Consider the following 17,625-nt stretch of genomic DNA (forward strand, 5'->3'; position numbering starts at 1 on the left):
TCGGGGGAACGCGGAACTACAGGTAGGGGCCGGAGCGGATGGCTCCGTGGCCGCCCTCGTCAGTGTCGTCGGGGTGTCCGCTCGCGCCCGGCGGCAGCGCACGGCGCATCTGCTCCAACTGGGCCCGCGCCGCCATCTGCTGTGCGAACAGCGCCGTCTGGATCCCGTGGAAGAGACCTTCGAGCCAGCCGACCAATTGAGCCTGCGCGATACGCAGTTCGGCTTCCGAGGGGATCGCTTCGTCGGTGAACGGGAGCGAGAGCCGCTCCAGTTCCTCGACCAGCTCCGGTGCGAGGCCGTCCTCGAGCTCCTTGACCGAGCTGGCGTGGATGTCTTTGAGCCGTACCCGGCTCGCCTCGTCCAGAGGAGCCGCGCGGACTTCCTCCAGGAGCTGTTTGATCATGCTGCCGATGCGCATGACCTTCGCGGGCTGTTCGACCATCTCCGTCACCGGGACCTCGCGGGACTCGTCATCGGCGCCGCCGATTGCCGTCCCGTCCTGTCCCACCACAAGGACCGGGGGGCTCTCCTGCGACCGTTCACTCCTCGGCATATCCATGCCGCCATTCTCTCGCACAGATGCATCTCCACTCGGTGTGCCCCCGTACAGAGGTGATCCACCCTGTACGGGGGCACATGGACAGCATCCGGTGCCGTGGGGCCGCCGGTGTCAGCCTGCCGCGCGGCGCGCCACCGCGGTACGCGATCGGGTGACGAGTGCCGCGAGGAGTGCCGCACCCAGCGGTACCGCGATCAGCAGGGCCGCCAGGGTCTCCCAGGGGATGACGATCGGGACGTACGGCTTCGGGCCACCGCTCCCCCAGCCGTTGTCCAGAGCCTCCTGGTACCACTTCAGCTGCTCGCGCCGGTCGGTGAGCCGCAGCCCGATGGCGGGCAGCACGCCCGCCGCCGAGCCCAGGACAACCCCCATCGCCGCCACCACCCCGCACTGGAAACCGCTCAGGGTCCTGCGCACGCGCGGAGGCGCGCCGACCGCGGCGAGGGTCTTCAAGTCGGGCTCGGCGTCGGTCTGGGCCAGGCCGGTGGCTATACCCGCGGCGCCGATGGTGACCAGTCCGGCGAAAACCGTCAGGGCCAGCAGGACGATGCTGTTGTCGCTGCTGTAGCCCTCTTCGATGTGAAGGTTGACGTCGGTGGCGAGCTGGTCGAGCGCACCCGCCAGCCTCTGCTTCTGCTCGGTGCTCGGCTGCTGGCCGGTCGAGAAGTACGCACCGAACGCGACCGTGGAGAGGCCCGCCGACTTGGCCACGGCCGGCGGCACGATGAGTTTCACCCCGTACGAACGAACCGTTTCCGGGGCCTGGTGGACGGCGAACGACGTGACCTCGCCCGGGGCGTCCTTGCCCTCCTCTACGGCGCGGTCGGCCTTCTCCTGGTCGGTGATCAGTCTGATGCCGACCTTGCCCGTCTCCACATTGCGCTTGTCGAAGGAGACCGCCCGGCCGTTCTTCAAAGCCTGCACCGAGGCGGGATCCGTGATGGCAAGAGCCTGGAGCAGCTCGGGACCGGCGACGACCACGTCCTGTTCGGCGTAGTCGGCGGGCTCCTTGCAGCGCCAGTCCTCCGCCAGCTTGCGGCGTTCGGCCACGGTGAACTTCTGCTCTACGTCCTCGACTCCCCACAGAGGGCACTGCTGGGCCTTGGGGACGACGATCTCGTAGCGGCCGCAGCCCTTCTCGGTGCTGTACGGCTCACAGCCGAGCTTGCCGACCACGACGCGGTCCACGTCGGCGCGCACATCGACGGGCAGGTTCTTCTGCACCGCGGTCCGGACGGCCTGGACATCCCGGCCACCCGCTTCGGTGACGGTCACGGAGACCGCCCCGTGCGGCAGCTGTGCCCGGTACTCGGCCCGCTGCTGGGCATCCTGGCTGGCGGCGTACGTCGCCACGGCGACCGTGCCGGCCACGGCCGCCAGCACGGCGGCCACGGCAGGGGCCGTGCGGCCCCGGTTGCGTACGGCGTCACGCAGGGCCAGTCGCGGGGAGAGCGGCAGCCAACGGCCGGTGCGGCCGAACAGACCGACCAGGGCCGGAGTGAGCGCGACCACGCCCAGCTCGGCGAGGGCGCTGCCGCCCGCGACGATCAGGACGTTCTCGGTCGCCACCGCCCCGTACAGGGTGATGGCCGCACCCAGACCCGCCGCGATCAGGCCGATGACGGGCAGCACCCGGCTGGAGCGGCGCACCCCCCGGCGGCCGGTTAGCGAGGCCAGGACGGTCTGCCGTGAGGCGGTGATGGCCGGGACGATCGCGGCCAGCACACCGGTCAGGACGGCGAGGAGCGCGATGCCCAGCAGTTCGAACGGGCGGATGTCGAAGCTGCCGAACCGCTTCCCCATGTACCCCTCGAGCACCGGCTGCAGCGCGAAGGTGAGGAGCAGGCCGAGCACCGTTCCGACGACCGCCGCGGCGACACCGATGACCAGGCCGCCGGAGAGGACGATGGCGCGGATGTGGCGGCGGTCGCCGCCGTTGGCCCCGACCAGGCCGAGCTGGCGTCGGGAGCGGCGCGCACCGACCGCGAAGGCGGGCCCGGCGAGAAGGCAGATCTCCAGCATTGCGAGGCCGACGACGGTGCCGACCGCCGCGAGTGCCGCGGCCTTGGCCGCCGTGCTCTCCTCGTACTTGTTCGAGCCCTCCTCCTGGTAGAGCGGCACTTCGGAGTCGGCGGGGGGGTCGAGGGCGACGGCCCGGGACATCACCTGAACGCCCTTGGTGTTGGCCTCCATGACCATGTTCCACGTGAAACCGTCGCCACCGACGTTGACCAGGTACGAGCTGCTGGACTCGGAGTCGGGCAGGCCCTCTGCCGCCAGGCCCTTGTCGAGCGGCGCCAGGAAGGTCCCGGGGAGCGCGTTGATCTCTTCTGAGTCCAGCGCGTCGGGGAGTTCGTACGCGCCGACGATGCGGAACTCGGTGTCCAGACCGCGGGCGGTGACCCTGGAACCCACATGCAGTCCGCTGGACTCCAGGAACCGGGTGGTCGCGGCGACCTCACCGGCCTTCTTGGGGAAGCGGCCACGGTCGAGGACCATGATGCCCCTGGCCATCGGGTCGTTTCCGTCCAGCTCACGGATGACCGTATTGAGCAGTCCGTGCTTGGTACGGATCTTGCCGCTGCCGTTGGTGTCCTTGAGCGATTTGGCCCCGGACGGGATCGCCGCCTTGATGTCCGTGGGGCCCTCGGGCCACGGCTTGTCCTCAAAACTCCCGACCGGCATGGTGCCGAGGCCTTCAGGGTCCTGGTATATGGGCACACCGCCCATACCCGTCCCGGACATCCGGGCATCGGCCGCGCCGAGGGAGCGCTCCAGCTTCTGCTCGGTGGACAGTTCGGCACTGCGCAGCGTCAGATCGGCCGCGCTCACCCCGAGGATCGGCAGGGCGATCATGGCGAGGACGAGCGAGCTGCGCCCCTTGGAGCGCCAGGCGTCGCGGCGGGCGATCCGCACCGCGGCCACCCATGAGTGGTACCAGTTCTTCACTGACCGGCCGCCTGCCCCGAGAGCAGCGAGTCCGGCCGGCTGCGCAGTGTCTCGTCGACGACGGCGCCGTCACGAAGGAAGACCACCCGGTCAGCCCAGGCCGCAAAGCGCGGCTCGTGCGTGACGAGGATGCCGGCCGCGCCCGCGTCGCAGCGGGCCCGCAGCAGGGCGAGCACGGACTCGCCGGTCTCGGAGTCCAGAGCGCCGGTCGGCTCGTCGGCGAGGACCAGCCGGCGGTCCCCGACCAGGGCGCGGGCGATGGCGACGCGCTGCTGCTGGCCACCTGACATCTCGTCGGGGAAGCGGTCGGCAAGGTCACCGAGCCCCATCTCCTCCAGTGCCGCCACAGCGCTGACCCGGGCCTTGCGGGCGGAGATCCCGTCGAGTTCACGCGGCAGGGCGACGTTCTCGGCGGCGGTCAGCGCCGGTATGAGGTTGTAGTCCTGGAAGACGTAGCCGATGCTACGTCGGCGCAGCGTGGCCAGTTCCTTGCGGCTCGCGGTGGTGATGTCCGTCCCCTCGACGACCACCCGTCCGCTGGTGGGGATGTCGAGACCGCCCGCGATGGTGAGAAGGGTGGACTTGCCGGACCCCGAGGGGCCCATGACGGCCACGAGTTCACCGGGGAAGACTGAAAGGTCGACGCCGCGCAGGGCGTGTACCTCGGTGGCGCCACTGCCGTGGACCCGGGTCAGTTGCTGGAGTTGCAGCACGGGCTGGTGGGACTGGTCGGGCATGGAGGGTTCCCCCCTGGATGCGTACGGGCAATACGGGTGCCTGTACGTGGTGGATGGTCGGCCGCGCCGCGCGTCAGCGCCGTGCGGCCCGGTTCGTGGTCTCCGGTGCGGCCGCCGGAGCGGTCGGCTGGTCGGCCGGAGGGGCCGGCGCGGTGCCCGGATCCTCGGCTCCCCGCTCGGCAAGGACGGAGAGCCGGACAAGCCGGGACTCGGAGTGATCGAGCCAGCGGGCCTCGGCCTCGGTCTGAAAGATCAGCTGCTCCAGTACGAGGAGCCAGGCCACGTCGTCCCGCTCCCGCGCCCCGCCGCTCTCGATCGCCGCGAGCGCCCGCGCCTTGAGCCGGGTGTAGTCCTGCATGGCCTTGACCGTCGCGTGGCGCTGGGCCTGGATGACGGCGCGGATGTCGACCCCCGGTGCCCCGACCGCCATCGCGAGCTTGATGGACAGCTCGTCACGGGGCGGGCTCGTCCGGTCGACCGGACGTTCGTACCAGCTGTGCAGCTCCTCACGTCCCGCATCGGTGATCGCGTAGAGGGCATGTCCCGCGTCGTCCTCACCGCTGGGGACGACCATGCCGTCTCGCTCCAGGCGGCCGAGCGTCGTGTAGACCTGGCCGACGTTCAGTGGCCAGGTCGCACCGGTGCGCGATTCGAACTCGGTACGGAGCTGGGAGCCGTAGCGGGGCCCGCGCTCGAGGAGGGCCAGTAGCCCATGGCGAATCGACATACGCAGTATGTATACCGGGTATGCCGATGGTGGCAACCGTCTTGGGATGTACATCCCAAGGGGGACCAGCCCAGGCAACGGCCGGGCGAGGGCCGGTGCGAGGGGCGGGTCAGTCGCGGCGCAGTCGCACTCCCAGGAACGCCAGACCGAGTCCGACCAGCGCAAGGCCGATCCCGAGAGCCAACACATGGATCCCGGTACCGGGTGGTTCGGTCACCGACTGCCCCGAGCCGATCGCCGAAACGAAGGGCGAACTTCTGGCGGGGCTGGGGGGCAGGGCCGACTGGGTCGGGGGGCTCGTCGGTGTGGGCTCCGGCGCGGCGGGTGACGCCTCGGGCACCGTTTCCTCGGCAGGCTCCAGCAGACTGAGGGGTGGCGGCGCAACGGGCACCCGCCCCGGCCGGAGCCGGCCTTCGCCCGCCCTGCTTCCCGCGAGTTCGCCCGACCAGGTGTCGGCGAGCCGCCCGGTGCCGGGTTCGGGATCTACGGCGTACGCGACGGGCATCGGCATGAGCATCCCCGCCATCAGCACTGAGGCCACGCACCGCGAGCGGAACTTTGGAGTCACGGGGTGCGCCCCTCCCGTACCGAGCCGCCGAGCTATCGGACTCAGCGTCACACGAGAGGGCAATTCCGGCATCCCGGACGGCGGATCCGACGAAGGGCATCGCCCAAGGGGCCGGCGAGGGGCTGGCGAAGGGCCCGCCAAAGGCCCGACGAACGGGCCGGCGAAGGGGCCGAACGGGCGACAGAGGGGAGTTGACTACTCCGGGTTGCCCGTGGAGACGTCGAGGGTGAACTCGGCGTCCTTGGGGTCCATCTCGGTGCCGGGAGCGGGGAACTGCTCCATCACCGCACCCTCGCCGTAGACCGCCTCGTCCTTGGGCCTCTCCAGCTTGATCTGCCAGCCCGCGGCCTGGATGCACTCCTTTACCGAGGCGATGTGCTTCAGCCGGAAGTCGGGCGCCTGCACCTTGTCGGGGTCGTCGTACGCCTCTTGGGCGTCCGTGCACTTGTCGGTCTCGATCGTCTTCGTGTGGTCCGGGCCCTTGTACCCCGGCTTCTCCGACTCGGTCTCCGTCGTGTTGGTCCCCGGGCTGCCGGTCTTGCCCCCCGGGTCCTCCTTGTTCAGGGCGATCGCCGTGATGAGGCCACCGATCGCCAGCAGCGCGACCGCGATCGCACCCACGATGACCGGCATGTGCCGCTTGCCGCCGCCACCGCCGTTGCCGCCCGGACCTCCCTGTGCCACCGGGGAGATCGTGTACGGCGGCGGGGTCGAGGCGCCGTGCGTCGCGTACTGCGCCGGCGCGGGCGTCGCGTAACCCTGCTGGGGCTGGTGCTGCTGTGGGTAGCCGTAACCCGCCGACGGCACCGACGGACCAGGCGTGTACGGACCCGGCTGGTACGGGGTCTGGACGCCGTGCGGCGGCGCCTGCGCGCTCGTGTCCACCGGCGGGAAGACCGCCGAGCCCACGCCCGCACCGCTCTGGCTCGGGCCGCCGGCCACGATCATCGGCGTCCCGGTCTGACCCGCGCTCGCGATCCGCGCGCACTCGTCGCGCATCGCGGCGGCGGTCGGGAAACGCTCGTTCGGGTTCTTCTTGAGCGCCCGCGCGACCAGCGCGTCCATCGCCGGAGTGACCGACCGGTTCACCGTGGACGGTGCGACCGGCTCCTCCTGCACATGCGCGTACGCGATGGCGAGCGGCGAGTCCGCGTCGAACGGCAGCCGTCCGGTGAGCAGCTGGAAGAGCATGATGCCGACCGAGTACAGGTCGGAACGGGCGTCCACGCCGCGTCCCAGCGCCTGCTCGGGCGAGAGGTACTGCGGGGTGCCGACGACCATGCCGGTCTGCGTCATGGAGGTGACACCGGACTGCATGGCGCGCGCGATGCCGAAGTCCATGACCTTGACCACGCCGCGCTTGGTCATCATCACGTTGCCCGGCTTGATGTCCCGGTGGACCAAGCCCATTTCGTGGCTGGTCTCCAGGGCGGCCAGCACGTCGGCCGTCACCTTCAGGGCCTTGTCGGCGGGCATCGCGCCGTACTGCTGAATGTCCGTCTGCAGTACCGAGCCGAGAGGCTGCCCCTCGACGTACTCCATGACGATGTACGGCATCAGCGAGCCGTCCAACTCGTCCTCGCCGGTGTCGAACACCGAGACGATGTTCGTGTGCGAGAGCTTGGCGACAGCCTGTGCCTCGCGGCGGAACCGCTCGCGGAACGACTGCTCGCGGCCGAGTTCGGTGTGCAGCGTCTTGATGGCCACCTGGCGGTCGAGCGCCGAGTCGTAGGCGAGGTACACCGAGGCCATGCCGCCCTCGCCGAGCAGGTCGCGAAGCTGGTACCGGCCGCCCGCAACCGAACCACCCGCGTAGCGGCCCTGTGCGCCGTCCTGGCTCATGACTGTGGTTCCCCCTCGGCGTGAAGCCCCGTGCACACGAGCGCCCCGCGATGATCCGTATTTACGCGCCAAGTCTGCCCGGTGGCACCGACACGTCAAGCCGGGTGCCCGTTCCGTGACCGTACGCGCATCAAGCGTCTCGGAAGCGTTACAGGGACTGCGCGGGATTTGCACGGGTACCCGTAAGCGGATTGGATGGCCCGTCCGTCGCGGACCGGACCGCCGCGGGAAGCCTGTAGCGTGCACTACTGGAGCACTGTACCGACCACCGCGTACGCGCAGACGCGGACAGAAACGACGGCGAGGACCGATGGCACCCGAACCCGAGGCAAACGGCGCCGGGATGGCTGATGCTCCTGAGCAGTGGGGCGCGGGCGGACTGGTCGGCGACGGCCGTTACCGGCTGACCCACCGGCTCGGCCGCGGCGGTATGGCGGAGGTCTTCGCCGCCGAGGACGTTCGTCTGGGGCGCACCGTGGCCGTGAAGCTGCTGCGCGCCGATCTGGCCGAGGACCCGGTCTCCAAGGCCCGCTTCACGCGCGAGGCTCAGTCGGTCGCCGGCCTCAACCACCATGCGGTGGTGGCTGTGTACGACTCCGGCGAGGACAAGGTCGGTATCAGCACCGTTCCTTATATCGTCATGGAACTCGTCGAGGGCCGCACGATCCGGGACCTGTTGACGAGCGCCGAGGCGCCGGGTCCCGAGCAGGCGCTGATCATCGTCTCCGGTGTGCTCGAAGCTCTCGCGTACAGCCATCAGCACGGCATCGTGCACCGCGACATCAAGCCCGCGAACGTCATCATCACGGACGGCGGCGCGGTCAAGGTGATGGACTTCGGCATCGCGCGCGCCCTGCACGGCGCGCAGTCGACGATGACTCAGACCGGCATGGTCATGGGCACCCCGCAGTACCTCTCGCCCGAGCAGGCGCTGGGCAAGGCCGTCGACCACCGCAGCGACCTGTACGCGACCGGCTGCCTGCTGTACGAACTCCTCGCGCTGCGGCCCCCGTTCATCGGCGAGACACCGCTCTCGGTCGTCTACCAGCACGTTCAGGACGCGCCCGTCCCGCCGTCCGAGATGTCCGACGGGGTACCGCCGGAGCTCGACGGTCTCGTCATGCGCTCCCTCGCCAAGGATCCGGACGACCGGTTCCAGAGCGCCGAGGAGATGCGCGGGCTGGTCCAGTACGGCCTGCAGATGCTCCAGGAGCAGGGCAGCCACACCGGCACGTGGAACACGGGCCCCGTCGAGATCCACACCGGCGGCACCCCTGTCATGGGCCTGGCCGGCGCCGGCGCCCTGCCGCACCCCGACCACGGCATGACCTCGCAGTTCGGCGGGCCGATGCTGCGGCCGCCGGGCGGCGACGACGGCGGATTCGACGGGGGATACCGCGACGGCAACGGCCAGGGCGGCCGCTGGAAGATGTGGCTGTTCGCCGCCCTCGCCGTGTTCGCGATCGCCGGCGGCATCGTGTACGCGCTGGACCGGGGGCAGACCGCGGGGGAGGGGAACAAGCCCGGCACGACGATCTCCGAGACCCCGTCCACTTCGAAGCAGAACACCCCGAGTGAATCCCAGTCCTCCGACGACGAGGAGGAGCAGCCGGACAACTCGACGGGTGGTCACCAGGACTTCACCCCCGAGCCGACCCCGACGAAGAGCGAGCCGAGCACGGACCCGTCTCCCAGCGAGTCCGACTCCGAGTCCCCCAGCACCGGTACGTCGGAGGGCGGTTCGACGACCGACGGCGGGACGGACGCCGGGACCGACGGCGGTACGGACGAGGGCACCACGGAGGGTACGACCGAGGGGACCACGGAGGGCACCACCACCGGAACCGCCGCCGGTACCGACGCGGGTACCGACCCGGGCGGGGCGGCCAACGCGGGTACCACGGCCGGCTGAGCTCACCCGGCCTCGGTGAGGCGCTCCCACCGCACCCGGTGCACCGCCGCCGGGAGTTCGGCCGCGCAGGCCCCGGACGCGCGCCGGTAGGTGCATCCGGCGTGATTCCACGGCGGTGAACTGGTCCCCACCTCCGTCACCCCGGGTGCCGGGATGGTCGCGCTGTGGAACAAATCGGTCGGCATCGGCTCCGATGGCTCCTTATGCGTACACCGGCTCACGGGTGTCGCGGCGGACACCTTCATGGTCGGCGAGTAGAAATACAGTGATTTTTCGATCTTCCGCCACGGAATGACTCAAACACGCTCACCCCTTCCCTGGGGGAGTTGGCCGGGATAACGTGCCGTTGTTCCGGCCGCCTGCAAGGCTGTGACCAGTGGTTGTTCCCGACTTTCTCGATTTACTTGGAAATCCAAGCAAAATCGCAGGTCAAGTGGGGTTTCGCAGTTATGCGAAGCACTGGGTAACGTGCATTGCGCAGGGCTCGCCGGGGCACCTGTCACGCCTGTTCCCGGCCGAGTCGCACCCACCCCGTGCGCGGGTACGGATACAGGCGAGCCGCACTGGTTTCCCGGCAGACCCCGGGGGCCGGACCGACGGAGGAGCACACGTGACCGTGGAGAGCACTGCCGCGCGCAAGCCGCGACGCAGCGCCGGCACCAAGCGCGCCGCGAGCGCGAGCGCCAAGAAGGCGCCGTTGCCGCAGAGTGCCGAGCCCCAGCTCGTACAGCTGCTGACGCCCGAGGGCGTCCGGGTCGAGCACCCGGAGTACGACATCGACCTCACCGCGGACGAGCTGCGCGGGCTTTACCGGGACATGGTCCTGACGCGCCGCTTCGACGCCGAGGCCACCGCGCTGCAGCGGCAGGGCGAGCTCGGCCTGTGGGCCTCGCTGCTCGGCCAGGAGGCTGCCCAGATCGGCTCCGGGCGCGCACTGCGCGACGACGACTACGTCTTCCCGACCTACCGTGAGCACGGCGTCGCCTGGTGCCGCGGGGTCGACCCGACCAATCTGCTGGGCATGTTCCGCGGCGTGAACCACGGCGGCTGGGACCCCACCACCAACAACTTCCACCTCTACACCATCGTCATCGGCTCGCAGACGCTGCACGCGACCGGGTACGCCATGGGTGTCGCGAAGGACGGCGCGGACTCCGCCGTGATCGCCTACTTCGGGGACGGCGCCTCCAGCCAGGGTGACGTCGCCGAATCGTTCACCTTCTCCGCGGTCTACAACGCCCCGGTCGTCTTCTTCTGCCAGAACAACCAGTGGGCGATCTCCGAGCCCACCGAGCGCCAGACCCGTGTGCCGCTCTACCAGCGCGCGCAGGGCTACGGCTTCCCGGGCGTCCGGGTCGACGGCAACGACGTCCTGGCGTGTCTGGCCGTGACCCGTTCCGCGCTGGAGCGGGCCCGGGCCGGCGAGGGCCCGACCCTGGTCGAGGCCTTCACGTACCGCATGGGCGCGCACACCACCTCCGACGACCCCACGAAGTACCGGGCCGACGAGGAGCGCGAGGCGTGGGAGGCGAAGGACCCGATCCTGCGCCTGAAGACCTACCTGTCCGCCGAGGGGATCGCCGACGAGGCGTACTTCGCGGGGCTGGAGGCGGAGAGCGAGGCACTGGGCAAGCGGGTGCGCGAGGCCGTACGCGCCATGCCCAACCCGGACACCATGGCGATCTTCGAGAACGTCTACGCGGACGGGCACGCGCTCGTCGACGAGGAGCGCGCGCAGTTCGCCGCCTACCAGGCGTCGTTCGCCGAGGAGGGCAACTAAAGCCATGGCCATCGAAAAGATGTCTCTCGCGAAGGCTCTGAACGAGTCGCTGCGCAAGGCCCTCGAAGACGATCCCAAGGTCCTCATCATGGGTGAGGACGTCGGCAAGCTCGGCGGCGTCTTCCGGATCACCGACGGTCTGCAGAAGGACTTCGGCGAGGAGCGCGTCATCGACACGCCGCTCGCCGAGTCCGGCATCGTCGGCACGGCGATCGGTCTCGCGCTGCGCGGCTACCGCCCCGTCGTCGAGATCCAGTTCGACGGTTTCGTCTTCCCCGCGTACGACCAGATCGTCACGCAGCTCGCGAAGATGCACGCCCGTGCGCTCGGCAAGATCAAACTTCCGGTCGTCATCCGCATCCCTTACGCGGGCGGCATCGGCGCGGTCGAGCACCACTCGGAGTCCCCCGAGGCGCTGTTCGCCCACGTCGCCGGTCTCAAGGTCGTCTCACCGTCCAACGCGGCCGACGGCTACTGGATGATGCAGCAGGCCATCGCCGGCGACGACCCGGTCATCTTCTTCGAGCCCAAGCGGCGGTACTGGGACAAGGGCGAGGTGGACGTCGAGGCGATCCCCGGCCCGCTCCACAAGGCCCGCGTGGCGCAGGCCGGCTCGGACCTCACCCTTGCCGCGTACGGACCGATGGTGAAGGTCTGCTTGGAGGCGGCCGCGGCCGCCGCCGAGGAGGGCAAGTCGATCGAGGTCGTCGACCTGCGCTCGATGTCGCCCGTCGACTTCGACACCCTTCAGTCCTCGGTCGAGAAGACCCGCAGGCTGGTCGTGGTGCACGAGGCTCCGGTGTTCCTGGGTGTGGGCGCCGAGATCGCCGCCCGCATCACCGAGCGGTGCTTCTACCACCTCGAGGCCCCGGTGCTCCGGGTCGGCGGCTACCACGCCCCGTACCCGCCGGCCCGGCTGGAGGACGAGTACCTGCCCGGCCTGGACCGGGTGCTCGACGCCGTCGACCGCTCGCTGGCGTACTGAGGAGAGGGTCTTGACGACAATGACTGAGAGCGCAACCCGCTTCCGCGAGTTCAAGATGCCCGACGTGGGCGAGGGACTCACCGAGGCGGAGATCCTCAAGTGGTACGTCCAGCCCGGTGACACCGTCACCGACGGCCAGGTCGTCTGCGAGGTCGAGACGGCGAAGGCCGCGGTCGAGCTGCCCATCCCGTACGACGGTGTGGTGCACGAGCTGCGCTTCGACGAGGGCACGACGGTGGATGTCGGCCAGGTGATCATCTCGGTGGACACCGACCCCTCCGCCGGGGACGCGGCGCCGGAGCAGCCATCCGCCGCCGCGCCGGCCCCGGCGGCCGAGGCGGCGCAGCCGGAGGCCCGGCAGCCGGTCCTGGTCGGATACGGCGTCTCCACCGCCTCGACCAAGCGCCGCCCGCGCAAGCCCGCCGGCGACACGGCCCAGGCCGCACCGGCGGCTCCGGCGCAGGCGGCTGCTGCCGCGCTGCAGACGGAGCTGAACGGACACGGCGGCAGGCCGGCACTGGCCGGCACCCCCGCCTCGACGGGGCGCCCGCTGGCGAAGCCGCCGGTACGCAAGCTCGCCAAGGACCTCGGGATCGACCTCGCCGCCGTGGTGCCCACCGGGGCCGACGGAGTCGTGACCCGCGAGGACGTGCACGCCGCGGCGGCAGCCGCCGCGCAGCAGGCCGCCCCGGTGGCGGAGCCGGTCGCCGTGGCGCCCGTGTCCCAGCCCTCCGTCGCGGCCGCGCCGGACTCCCGGGAGACCCGTATCCCGGTCAAGGGAGTGCGGAAGGCCACCGCGCAGGCGATGGTCGGCAGCGCGTTCACCGCGCCGCATGTCACGGAGTTCATCACCGTCGACGTGACGCGGACGATGAAGCTGGTCCAGGAACTCAAGCAGGCCCCCGAGCGGTACGACATGGTGGGGCTGCGGGTCAATCCGCTGCTGCTGGTAGCCAAGGCACTGCTGGTCGCGATCAAGCGGAATCCGGACGTCAACGCGGCTTGGGACGAGGCGAACCAGGAGATCGTGGTCAAGCACTACGTGAACCTGGGGATCGCGGCGGCCACGCCGCGCGGGCTGCTCGTGCCGAACATCAAGGACGCGCACGCCAAGACCCTGCCGCAACTGGCCGAGTCCCTCGGCGAGCTGGTGTCCACGGCGCGGGAGGGCAAGACGTCCCCGGCGGCCATGCAGGGCGGCACGGTGACCATCACCAACGTCGGTGTGTTCGGCGTGGACACCGGTACGCCGATCCTGAACCCGGGCGAGTCCGCCATCCTCGCGGTCGGCGCGATCAAGCTCCAGCCGTGGGTCCACAAGGGCAAGGTGAAACCGCGTCAGGTGACCACGCTGGCGCTGTCCTTCGACCATCGGCTGGTCGACGGCGAACTGGGTTCCAAGGTCCTCGCCGACATCGCGGCGGTTCTGGAGGACCCCAAGCGGCTCATTACCTGGGCCTGACGGACCAGTCCGGGGGTACGGGCCGAGCGCCCGTACCTCCGGGACCGGATCAGTCGCGCTGCGCGTTCTGCGGCAGCGAACGCAGCTTCATGCTCGCCGCGGTGCTGGAGCCGAAGCCGAAGTCCAGCAGCTTGCCCGCGTCCTGGTAGCGGACGGTGGCGTTGCTGCTGGCCAGGACGACGCCGACGAAGGTCTTGCTGCCGCGGGTGGCGGCGAACACGAGGCAGGGGCCCGCGGCGGTGCCGGTGCCGGTCTTGATGCCGATGGCGCCGCTGTAGGAACCCAGCAGCTTGTTGGTGTTGTACCAGGTGTACGTGCGGGTGCCGCCCGAGCTCGTCGGGGCGGAAGTCACGTACTTCGGCGCCTTGACGACCGCGCGGAAGTTGGCGTTGCCCATGGCGAAGCGGGCGATCTTCGCCAGGTCGCGCGGGGTCGTGTAGTTGCCGCCGGCCTGTGAGATGCCGTCGAACGAGTCGAACTTGGTGTTCTTCAGGCCGAGGTCGGTGGCCTTCTTGTTCATCTTCGCGATGAACGACTTGGTGCGTGCGGCGGTGGTGGTGCCCGTGCCGAAGGAGTCGGCCAGGGCGTACGCGGCGTCGCAGCCGGACGGCAGCATCGTTCCGTACAGCAGCTGGCGGACGGTGACCTTGTCGCCGGTGCGCAGATCGGCGGTGCTGGCCCCGTTGCGCGCCACGTAGTCGCGGTACGCCTGCTTGACGGTCACCTTGCGGTTGAGGTCGACACCCGGCGTGCTGACCACGACGGCCGCCGTCATGATCTTCGTCGTGCTCGCCATCTGGCGTCTTGTGTCATTGGCCTTGCCGTAGACCGCGGCGCCCGTCGTCTGGTTGAGCAGGAACCCGCCCTTGGCGGTGATGGACGGGATCGGGGCCGCGTGGGCGGACGTCACCAGGGGCGAGGCCGTCAGCAGCAGGCCGCCGGTGAGAACAACCGTGGCGGCTCTGCGCACGCCCGAGTGGCTGAGTATCAAAGGGAACGCTCCGAGTTCGCGAATGCGTTGAAGAGGGACCGGATGTAAGGGGGTCCCTGTACGAGACTCCTGAACGTGTCCGATGGATGTACGGACAGCGAAGGCTCGTTCGCGACAACCCGTCCGTGGGGACTTGTCCTGAATGCTGGACGCGGCCTTCTGATGCACCTCTGTTGTATCTATGCTGTGCGCATGCCAGCCGCCGCCCCCGCCGCCGACCGCGTCTACACCCACATCAAGCAGGCCGTCCTGGACCGCCGGTACGGGGGCGGCACCCTCCTCACCGAGGGCGAACTCGCCGAAGCCGTCGGGGTGTCCCGCACGCCCGTGCGCGAGGCGCTGCTCAAGCTCGAGGTGGAAGGGCTGATCAAGCTCTATCCGAAGAAGGGCGCGCTCGTCCTGGCCGTCTCCGCGCAGGAGATCGCCGATGTCGTGGAGACCCGCCTGCTGGTCGAGGAGCACGCCGCCCGCAAGGCCGTACCGGCGCCGCCGCACCTGCTTGCCCGGCTCGAAGAGCTGCTGGAACAGCAGAAGCGGCAGGCCGACGCCGGCGACCTGGCCGCCGTCGCGGTCACCGACCGCTGTTTCCACGCCGAAATCGTCCGCAGCGGAGGCAACGAGATCCTCTCCCGCCTCTACGACCAGCTGCGCGACCGGCAGTTGCGGATGGGTGTCGCCGTGATGCACTCCCACCCCGACCGGATCGCCAAGAACATCGTCGAACACGGCGAGATCCTCGAAGCGCTGCGCGCGGGCGACGCGGACGCGGCGGCCGGCCTCGTGCACCGCCACGTCGGCTGGTTCAGCAACCTGGCCCGGGGCGAGGTCCGATGACCACCGCCGCGGTCGCACTCCCCGGAGACCCACCCGGCGGCCGGCGCGCGGCGGCTGTCTGGGGGATCGGCGTCGCCGTCTACTTCGTCGCCGTCATCTTCCGTACCAGCCTGGGCGTGGCGGGCCTCGACGCGGCCGACCGCTTCGACGTGAACGCCTCCGCGCTGTCCACTTTCTCCATCCTGCAGCTCCTCGTCTACGCGGGCATGCAGATACCCGTCGGCCTGATGGTCGACCGGCTCGGTACCAAGAAGGTCCTCACCCTCGGGGTGGTGCTCTTCACCGTCGGCCAGCTCGGCTTCGCGCTCTCCCCTTCGTACGGCACTGCGCTCGCCTCCCGGGCCCTGCTGGGCTGCGGGGACGCGATGACCTTCATAAGTGTGCTGCGGCTCGGCTCGCGCTGGTTCCCCGCCCGGCGCGGACCGCTCATCGGGCAGGTCGCCGCGCTCTTCGGGATGGCGGGCAACCTCGTCTCCACGATCTTCATCGCCCGCGCCCTGCACGGCCTCGGATGGACCGCGACCTTCGCGGGCAGCGCGGTGGCGGGCCTCGTCGTTCTCGTCCTGCTGCTGCTCTTCCTCAAGGACCACCCGGAAGGGCACGAGCCGGCGCCCGCGCAGCGCGCCGGCCGGAGCTTCGTCCGCCGCCAGATCGCCGAGTCCTGGCGCGAGCCCGGTACCCGGCTCGGCTTGTGGGTTCACTTCACGACGCAGTTCCCGGCGATGGTCTTCCTGCTGCTGTGGGGCATGCCGTTCCTGGTCGAGGCGCAGGGCCTGTCCCGGGCCACCGCCGGCGAGCTGCTCACCCTGGTCGTGCTCTGCAACATGGCGCTGGGCCTGGTGTACGGGCAGCTCATCGCCCGCCACCACGCCGCCCGCACCCCGCTCGTCCTCGGCACGGTGGCGGCGACCGCGCTGCTGTGGGCGACCACGCTGGCCTACCCCGGCGGTCCGGCGCCGATGTGGCTGCTGATCACCTTGTGCACGGTGCTCGGCGCGTGCGGGCCGGCCTCGATGATCGGCTTCGACTTCGCCCGTCCGGCGAATCCGCCGGAGCGTCAGGGCACCGCCTCCGGCATCGTCAACATGGGTGGTTTCGTGGCCTCGATGACGACGTTGCTCGCGGTGGGCGTCCTGCTGGACGCCACCGGCGGCGACTACCGCATCGCGTTCGCCTCGGTGTTCGTCCTTCAGGCGCTGGGCATCAGCCAGATCCTGCGCCTGCGCAACCGCACCGCCCGCCGCGAACGCGACCACCTGGTCGCCAGCCGCGTCGAGACGGTGCACGTGCCCGCCTGACCCCCGGACTTCAGGGCGTCAGAGGGTGATGGCGAACTCGCGGAGGATCGCGTCGGCCAGCGCCTGGTCGCCCTCCACCTTGATGCGGTCCGCCACCGTGTGCAGCCTCACCCGGCCGCAGGCCAGCCGTACGTACGTTTCCCAGTCCATGGCCAGCGTCGCCGCCGGGCCGAGTGACGGCGTCCCGTCGATCGTGCCGCGCCCCTCCGCGTTGACCCGGACCGTACGCATGAACTCCACCGGGCCGTGCACGTCGAGCACCACAGCCGAATTGGCCGGCGCACCGGCCCGCTTGGCGACCACCTTCGGAAGCCCCTCCAGCAGGAAGTCGCGTGTGACGTGCGCGCCGGGGGAGTCCAGGTTCCCTGGCGTGCCGAGCGCGGTGCGCAGGTCCTGCTCGTGCACCCAGACGTCGAATGCCCGCTGCCGCAGCGCGTGCTCCAGCGTCACCTCGGAGCCCAGCGGTCCGCGGACGAGCGCCGAGGGATCGCGCTTCTCGTTCCGCAGCTGCCGCGCGCGGCGGATGATCGTGTACTCCAGCTCCGCCGTCATCTCGGGCGCGGTGTGGTGGCGCCGTACGTCGACCTGCACCTCCATGTACCTGGTGAACTCGTCGACCACGTGGTACAGATCGCGCGGGAGGGTGTGAATGGGTCGCGGGTCGCCGAGCTGTTCGCACTCGATGCCGATGACATGCGAGACGATGTCTCGTACGGACCAGCCGGGGCACGGAGTGGCCCTGTTCCACTCTCCTTCGACGAGTGGCTGGACGAGTTCGGATATCGCTTCGATGGAGTGGGTCCAGGCGTCGGCGTAGGTCTGGAGGCTGGAATGGACGGTCACGGGACCCCTCGGGCGGTTCAGTGGCGCGGTCTGGACAGGGCTGCGTGGGAGGCTCGGCAGCTAAGTTACGCTGCCCTGTGGCACCCCGGCAGTGCTTTCGTGTGACGATCGTAGGCCCGTGTTGAAGGCTCGAATGCC

15 protein-coding genes are annotated in these 17,625 nt (G+C 70.1%); 6 read left to right on the forward strand and 9 right to left on the reverse strand.

Features of this window, described 5'->3' with window-relative positions; genetic code table 11:
- Positions 1–16: 16 nt before the first annotated feature.
- From AB0M62_RS06550 to AB0M62_RS06575, 6 genes are all read right to left on the reverse strand, one after another.
- On the reverse strand, positions 17–559 hold the full coding sequence (locus AB0M62_RS06550) for a bacterial proteasome activator family protein (RefSeq protein WP_366072985.1): 543 nt from the start codon (positions 557–559) through the stop codon (positions 17–19).
- 111 nt (positions 560–670) lie between these two features.
- On the reverse strand, positions 671–3,508 hold the full coding sequence (locus AB0M62_RS06555) for an ABC transporter permease (protein WP_366072986.1): 2,838 nt from the start codon (positions 3,506–3,508) through the stop codon (positions 671–673).
- On the reverse strand, positions 3,505–4,245 hold the full coding sequence (locus AB0M62_RS06560) for an ABC transporter ATP-binding protein (RefSeq protein ID WP_366072987.1): 741 nt from the start codon (positions 4,243–4,245) through the stop codon (positions 3,505–3,507). The genes AB0M62_RS06555 and AB0M62_RS06560 overlap by 4 nt, the downstream gene beginning before the upstream one ends.
- Before the next feature lie 73 nt (positions 4,246–4,318).
- Positions 4,319–4,972 (reverse strand): PadR family transcriptional regulator, encoded by a 654-nt coding sequence (locus tag AB0M62_RS06565; RefSeq protein ID WP_366072988.1) that lies wholly within the window; start codon positions 4,970–4,972, stop codon positions 4,319–4,321.
- A 109-nt stretch (positions 4,973–5,081) separates the two neighbouring features.
- Positions 5,082–5,513, reverse strand: a complete 432-nt coding sequence (locus tag AB0M62_RS06570; RefSeq protein WP_366072989.1) for a hypothetical protein — start codon at positions 5,511–5,513, stop codon at positions 5,082–5,084.
- 222 nt (positions 5,514–5,735) lie between these two features.
- A complete protein-coding gene (locus tag AB0M62_RS06575) occupies positions 5,736–7,382 on the reverse strand; it encodes a protein kinase (RefSeq protein WP_366072990.1) in 1,647 nt (548 codons plus the stop codon).
- Between the two features lie 310 nt (positions 7,383–7,692).
- Here AB0M62_RS06575 and AB0M62_RS06580 point away from each other — a divergent pair, with 310 nt between their 5' ends.
- Positions 7,693–9,294 (forward strand): protein kinase, encoded by a 1,602-nt coding sequence (locus AB0M62_RS06580; RefSeq protein ID WP_366072991.1) that lies wholly within the window; start codon positions 7,693–7,695, stop codon positions 9,292–9,294.
- A 2-nt stretch (positions 9,295–9,296) separates the two neighbouring features.
- On the opposite strand, the gene AB0M62_RS06585 is transcribed toward AB0M62_RS06580, so the two are convergent.
- Positions 9,297–9,479 carry a hypothetical protein gene (locus AB0M62_RS06585; protein ID WP_366072992.1) on the reverse strand — a complete coding sequence of 61 codons (183 nt, stop codon included), beginning with the start codon at positions 9,477–9,479 and terminating at the stop codon, positions 9,297–9,299.
- Between the two features lie 425 nt (positions 9,480–9,904).
- Between AB0M62_RS06585 and pdhA the strand changes: the two genes are divergently transcribed.
- Genes pdhA through AB0M62_RS06600 form a run of 3 tightly spaced genes read left to right on the forward strand, consistent with a single transcriptional unit; the run spans position 9,905 to position 13,521 of the window.
- A complete protein-coding gene (gene pdhA / locus AB0M62_RS06590; RefSeq protein WP_366072993.1) occupies positions 9,905–11,074 on the forward strand; it encodes a pyruvate dehydrogenase (acetyl-transferring) E1 component subunit alpha in 1,170 nt (389 codons plus the stop codon).
- A gap of 4 nt (positions 11,075–11,078) precedes the next feature.
- On the forward strand, positions 11,079–12,059 hold the full coding sequence (locus AB0M62_RS06595; RefSeq protein WP_366072994.1) for an alpha-ketoacid dehydrogenase subunit beta: 981 nt from the start codon (positions 11,079–11,081) through the stop codon (positions 12,057–12,059).
- 10 nt (positions 12,060–12,069) lie between these two features.
- Positions 12,070–13,521 (forward strand): dihydrolipoamide acetyltransferase family protein, encoded by a 1,452-nt coding sequence (locus tag AB0M62_RS06600; protein ID WP_366072995.1) that lies wholly within the window; start codon positions 12,070–12,072, stop codon positions 13,519–13,521.
- 49 nt (positions 13,522–13,570) lie between these two features.
- Here AB0M62_RS06600 and AB0M62_RS06605 read toward each other — a convergent pair whose 3' ends face one another.
- On the reverse strand, positions 13,571–14,491 hold the full coding sequence (locus AB0M62_RS06605; protein ID WP_366072996.1) for a serine hydrolase: 921 nt from the start codon (positions 14,489–14,491) through the stop codon (positions 13,571–13,573).
- Positions 14,492–14,704: 213 nt separating this feature from the next.
- On the opposite strand from AB0M62_RS06605, the gene AB0M62_RS06610 reads away from it, so the two are divergent.
- The gene (locus tag AB0M62_RS06610; protein ID WP_366072997.1) at positions 14,705–15,346 is read left to right on the forward strand and encodes a GntR family transcriptional regulator; all 642 of its coding nucleotides are present in this window, start codon (positions 14,705–14,707) and stop codon (positions 15,344–15,346) included.
- On the forward strand, positions 15,343–16,644 hold the full coding sequence (locus AB0M62_RS06615) for an MFS transporter (protein WP_366072998.1): 1,302 nt from the start codon (positions 15,343–15,345) through the stop codon (positions 16,642–16,644). The genes AB0M62_RS06610 and AB0M62_RS06615 overlap by 4 nt, the downstream gene beginning before the upstream one ends.
- 18 nt (positions 16,645–16,662) lie before the next feature.
- On the opposite strand, the gene AB0M62_RS06620 is transcribed toward AB0M62_RS06615, so the two are convergent.
- Entirely contained in the window at positions 16,663–17,487 is an 825-nt protein-coding gene (locus AB0M62_RS06620) for a maleylpyruvate isomerase family mycothiol-dependent enzyme (protein ID WP_366072999.1), read from the reverse strand.
- Between the last annotated feature and the right edge of the window lie 138 nt (positions 17,488–17,625).

Source organism: Streptomyces sp. NPDC051219, from assembly GCF_040682335.1.
Classification (GTDB): Bacteria; Actinomycetota; Actinomycetes; order Streptomycetales; family Streptomycetaceae; genus Streptomyces.

Excerpts from the sequence above, each read along its gene's own strand:
- AB0M62_RS06615 (WP_366072998.1), top strand. The coding sequence starts at position 15,343 with ATGACCACCGCCGCGGTCGCACTCCCCGGAGACCCACCCGGCGGCCGG.
- AB0M62_RS06560 (WP_366072987.1), bottom strand. The coding sequence starts at position 4,245 with ATGCCCGACCAGTCCCACCAGCCCGTGCTGCAACTCCAGCAACTGACC.
- AB0M62_RS06585 (WP_366072992.1), bottom strand. The coding sequence starts at position 9,479 with ATGCCGACCGATTTGTTCCACAGCGCGACCATCCCGGCACCCGGGGTG.
- AB0M62_RS06575 (WP_366072990.1), bottom strand. The coding sequence starts at position 7,382 with ATGAGCCAGGACGGCGCACAGGGCCGCTACGCGGGTGGTTCGGTTGCG.
- AB0M62_RS06550 (WP_366072985.1), bottom strand. The coding sequence starts at position 559 with ATGGATATGCCGAGGAGTGAACGGTCGCAGGAGAGCCCCCCGGTCCTT.
- AB0M62_RS06565 (WP_366072988.1), bottom strand. The coding sequence starts at position 4,972 with ATGTCGATTCGCCATGGGCTACTGGCCCTCCTCGAGCGCGGGCCCCGC.
- AB0M62_RS06595 (WP_366072994.1), top strand. The coding sequence starts at position 11,079 with ATGGCCATCGAAAAGATGTCTCTCGCGAAGGCTCTGAACGAGTCGCTG.
- AB0M62_RS06610 (WP_366072997.1), top strand. The coding sequence starts at position 14,705 with ATGCCAGCCGCCGCCCCCGCCGCCGACCGCGTCTACACCCACATCAAG.
- AB0M62_RS06580 (WP_366072991.1), top strand. The coding sequence starts at position 7,693 with ATGGCACCCGAACCCGAGGCAAACGGCGCCGGGATGGCTGATGCTCCT.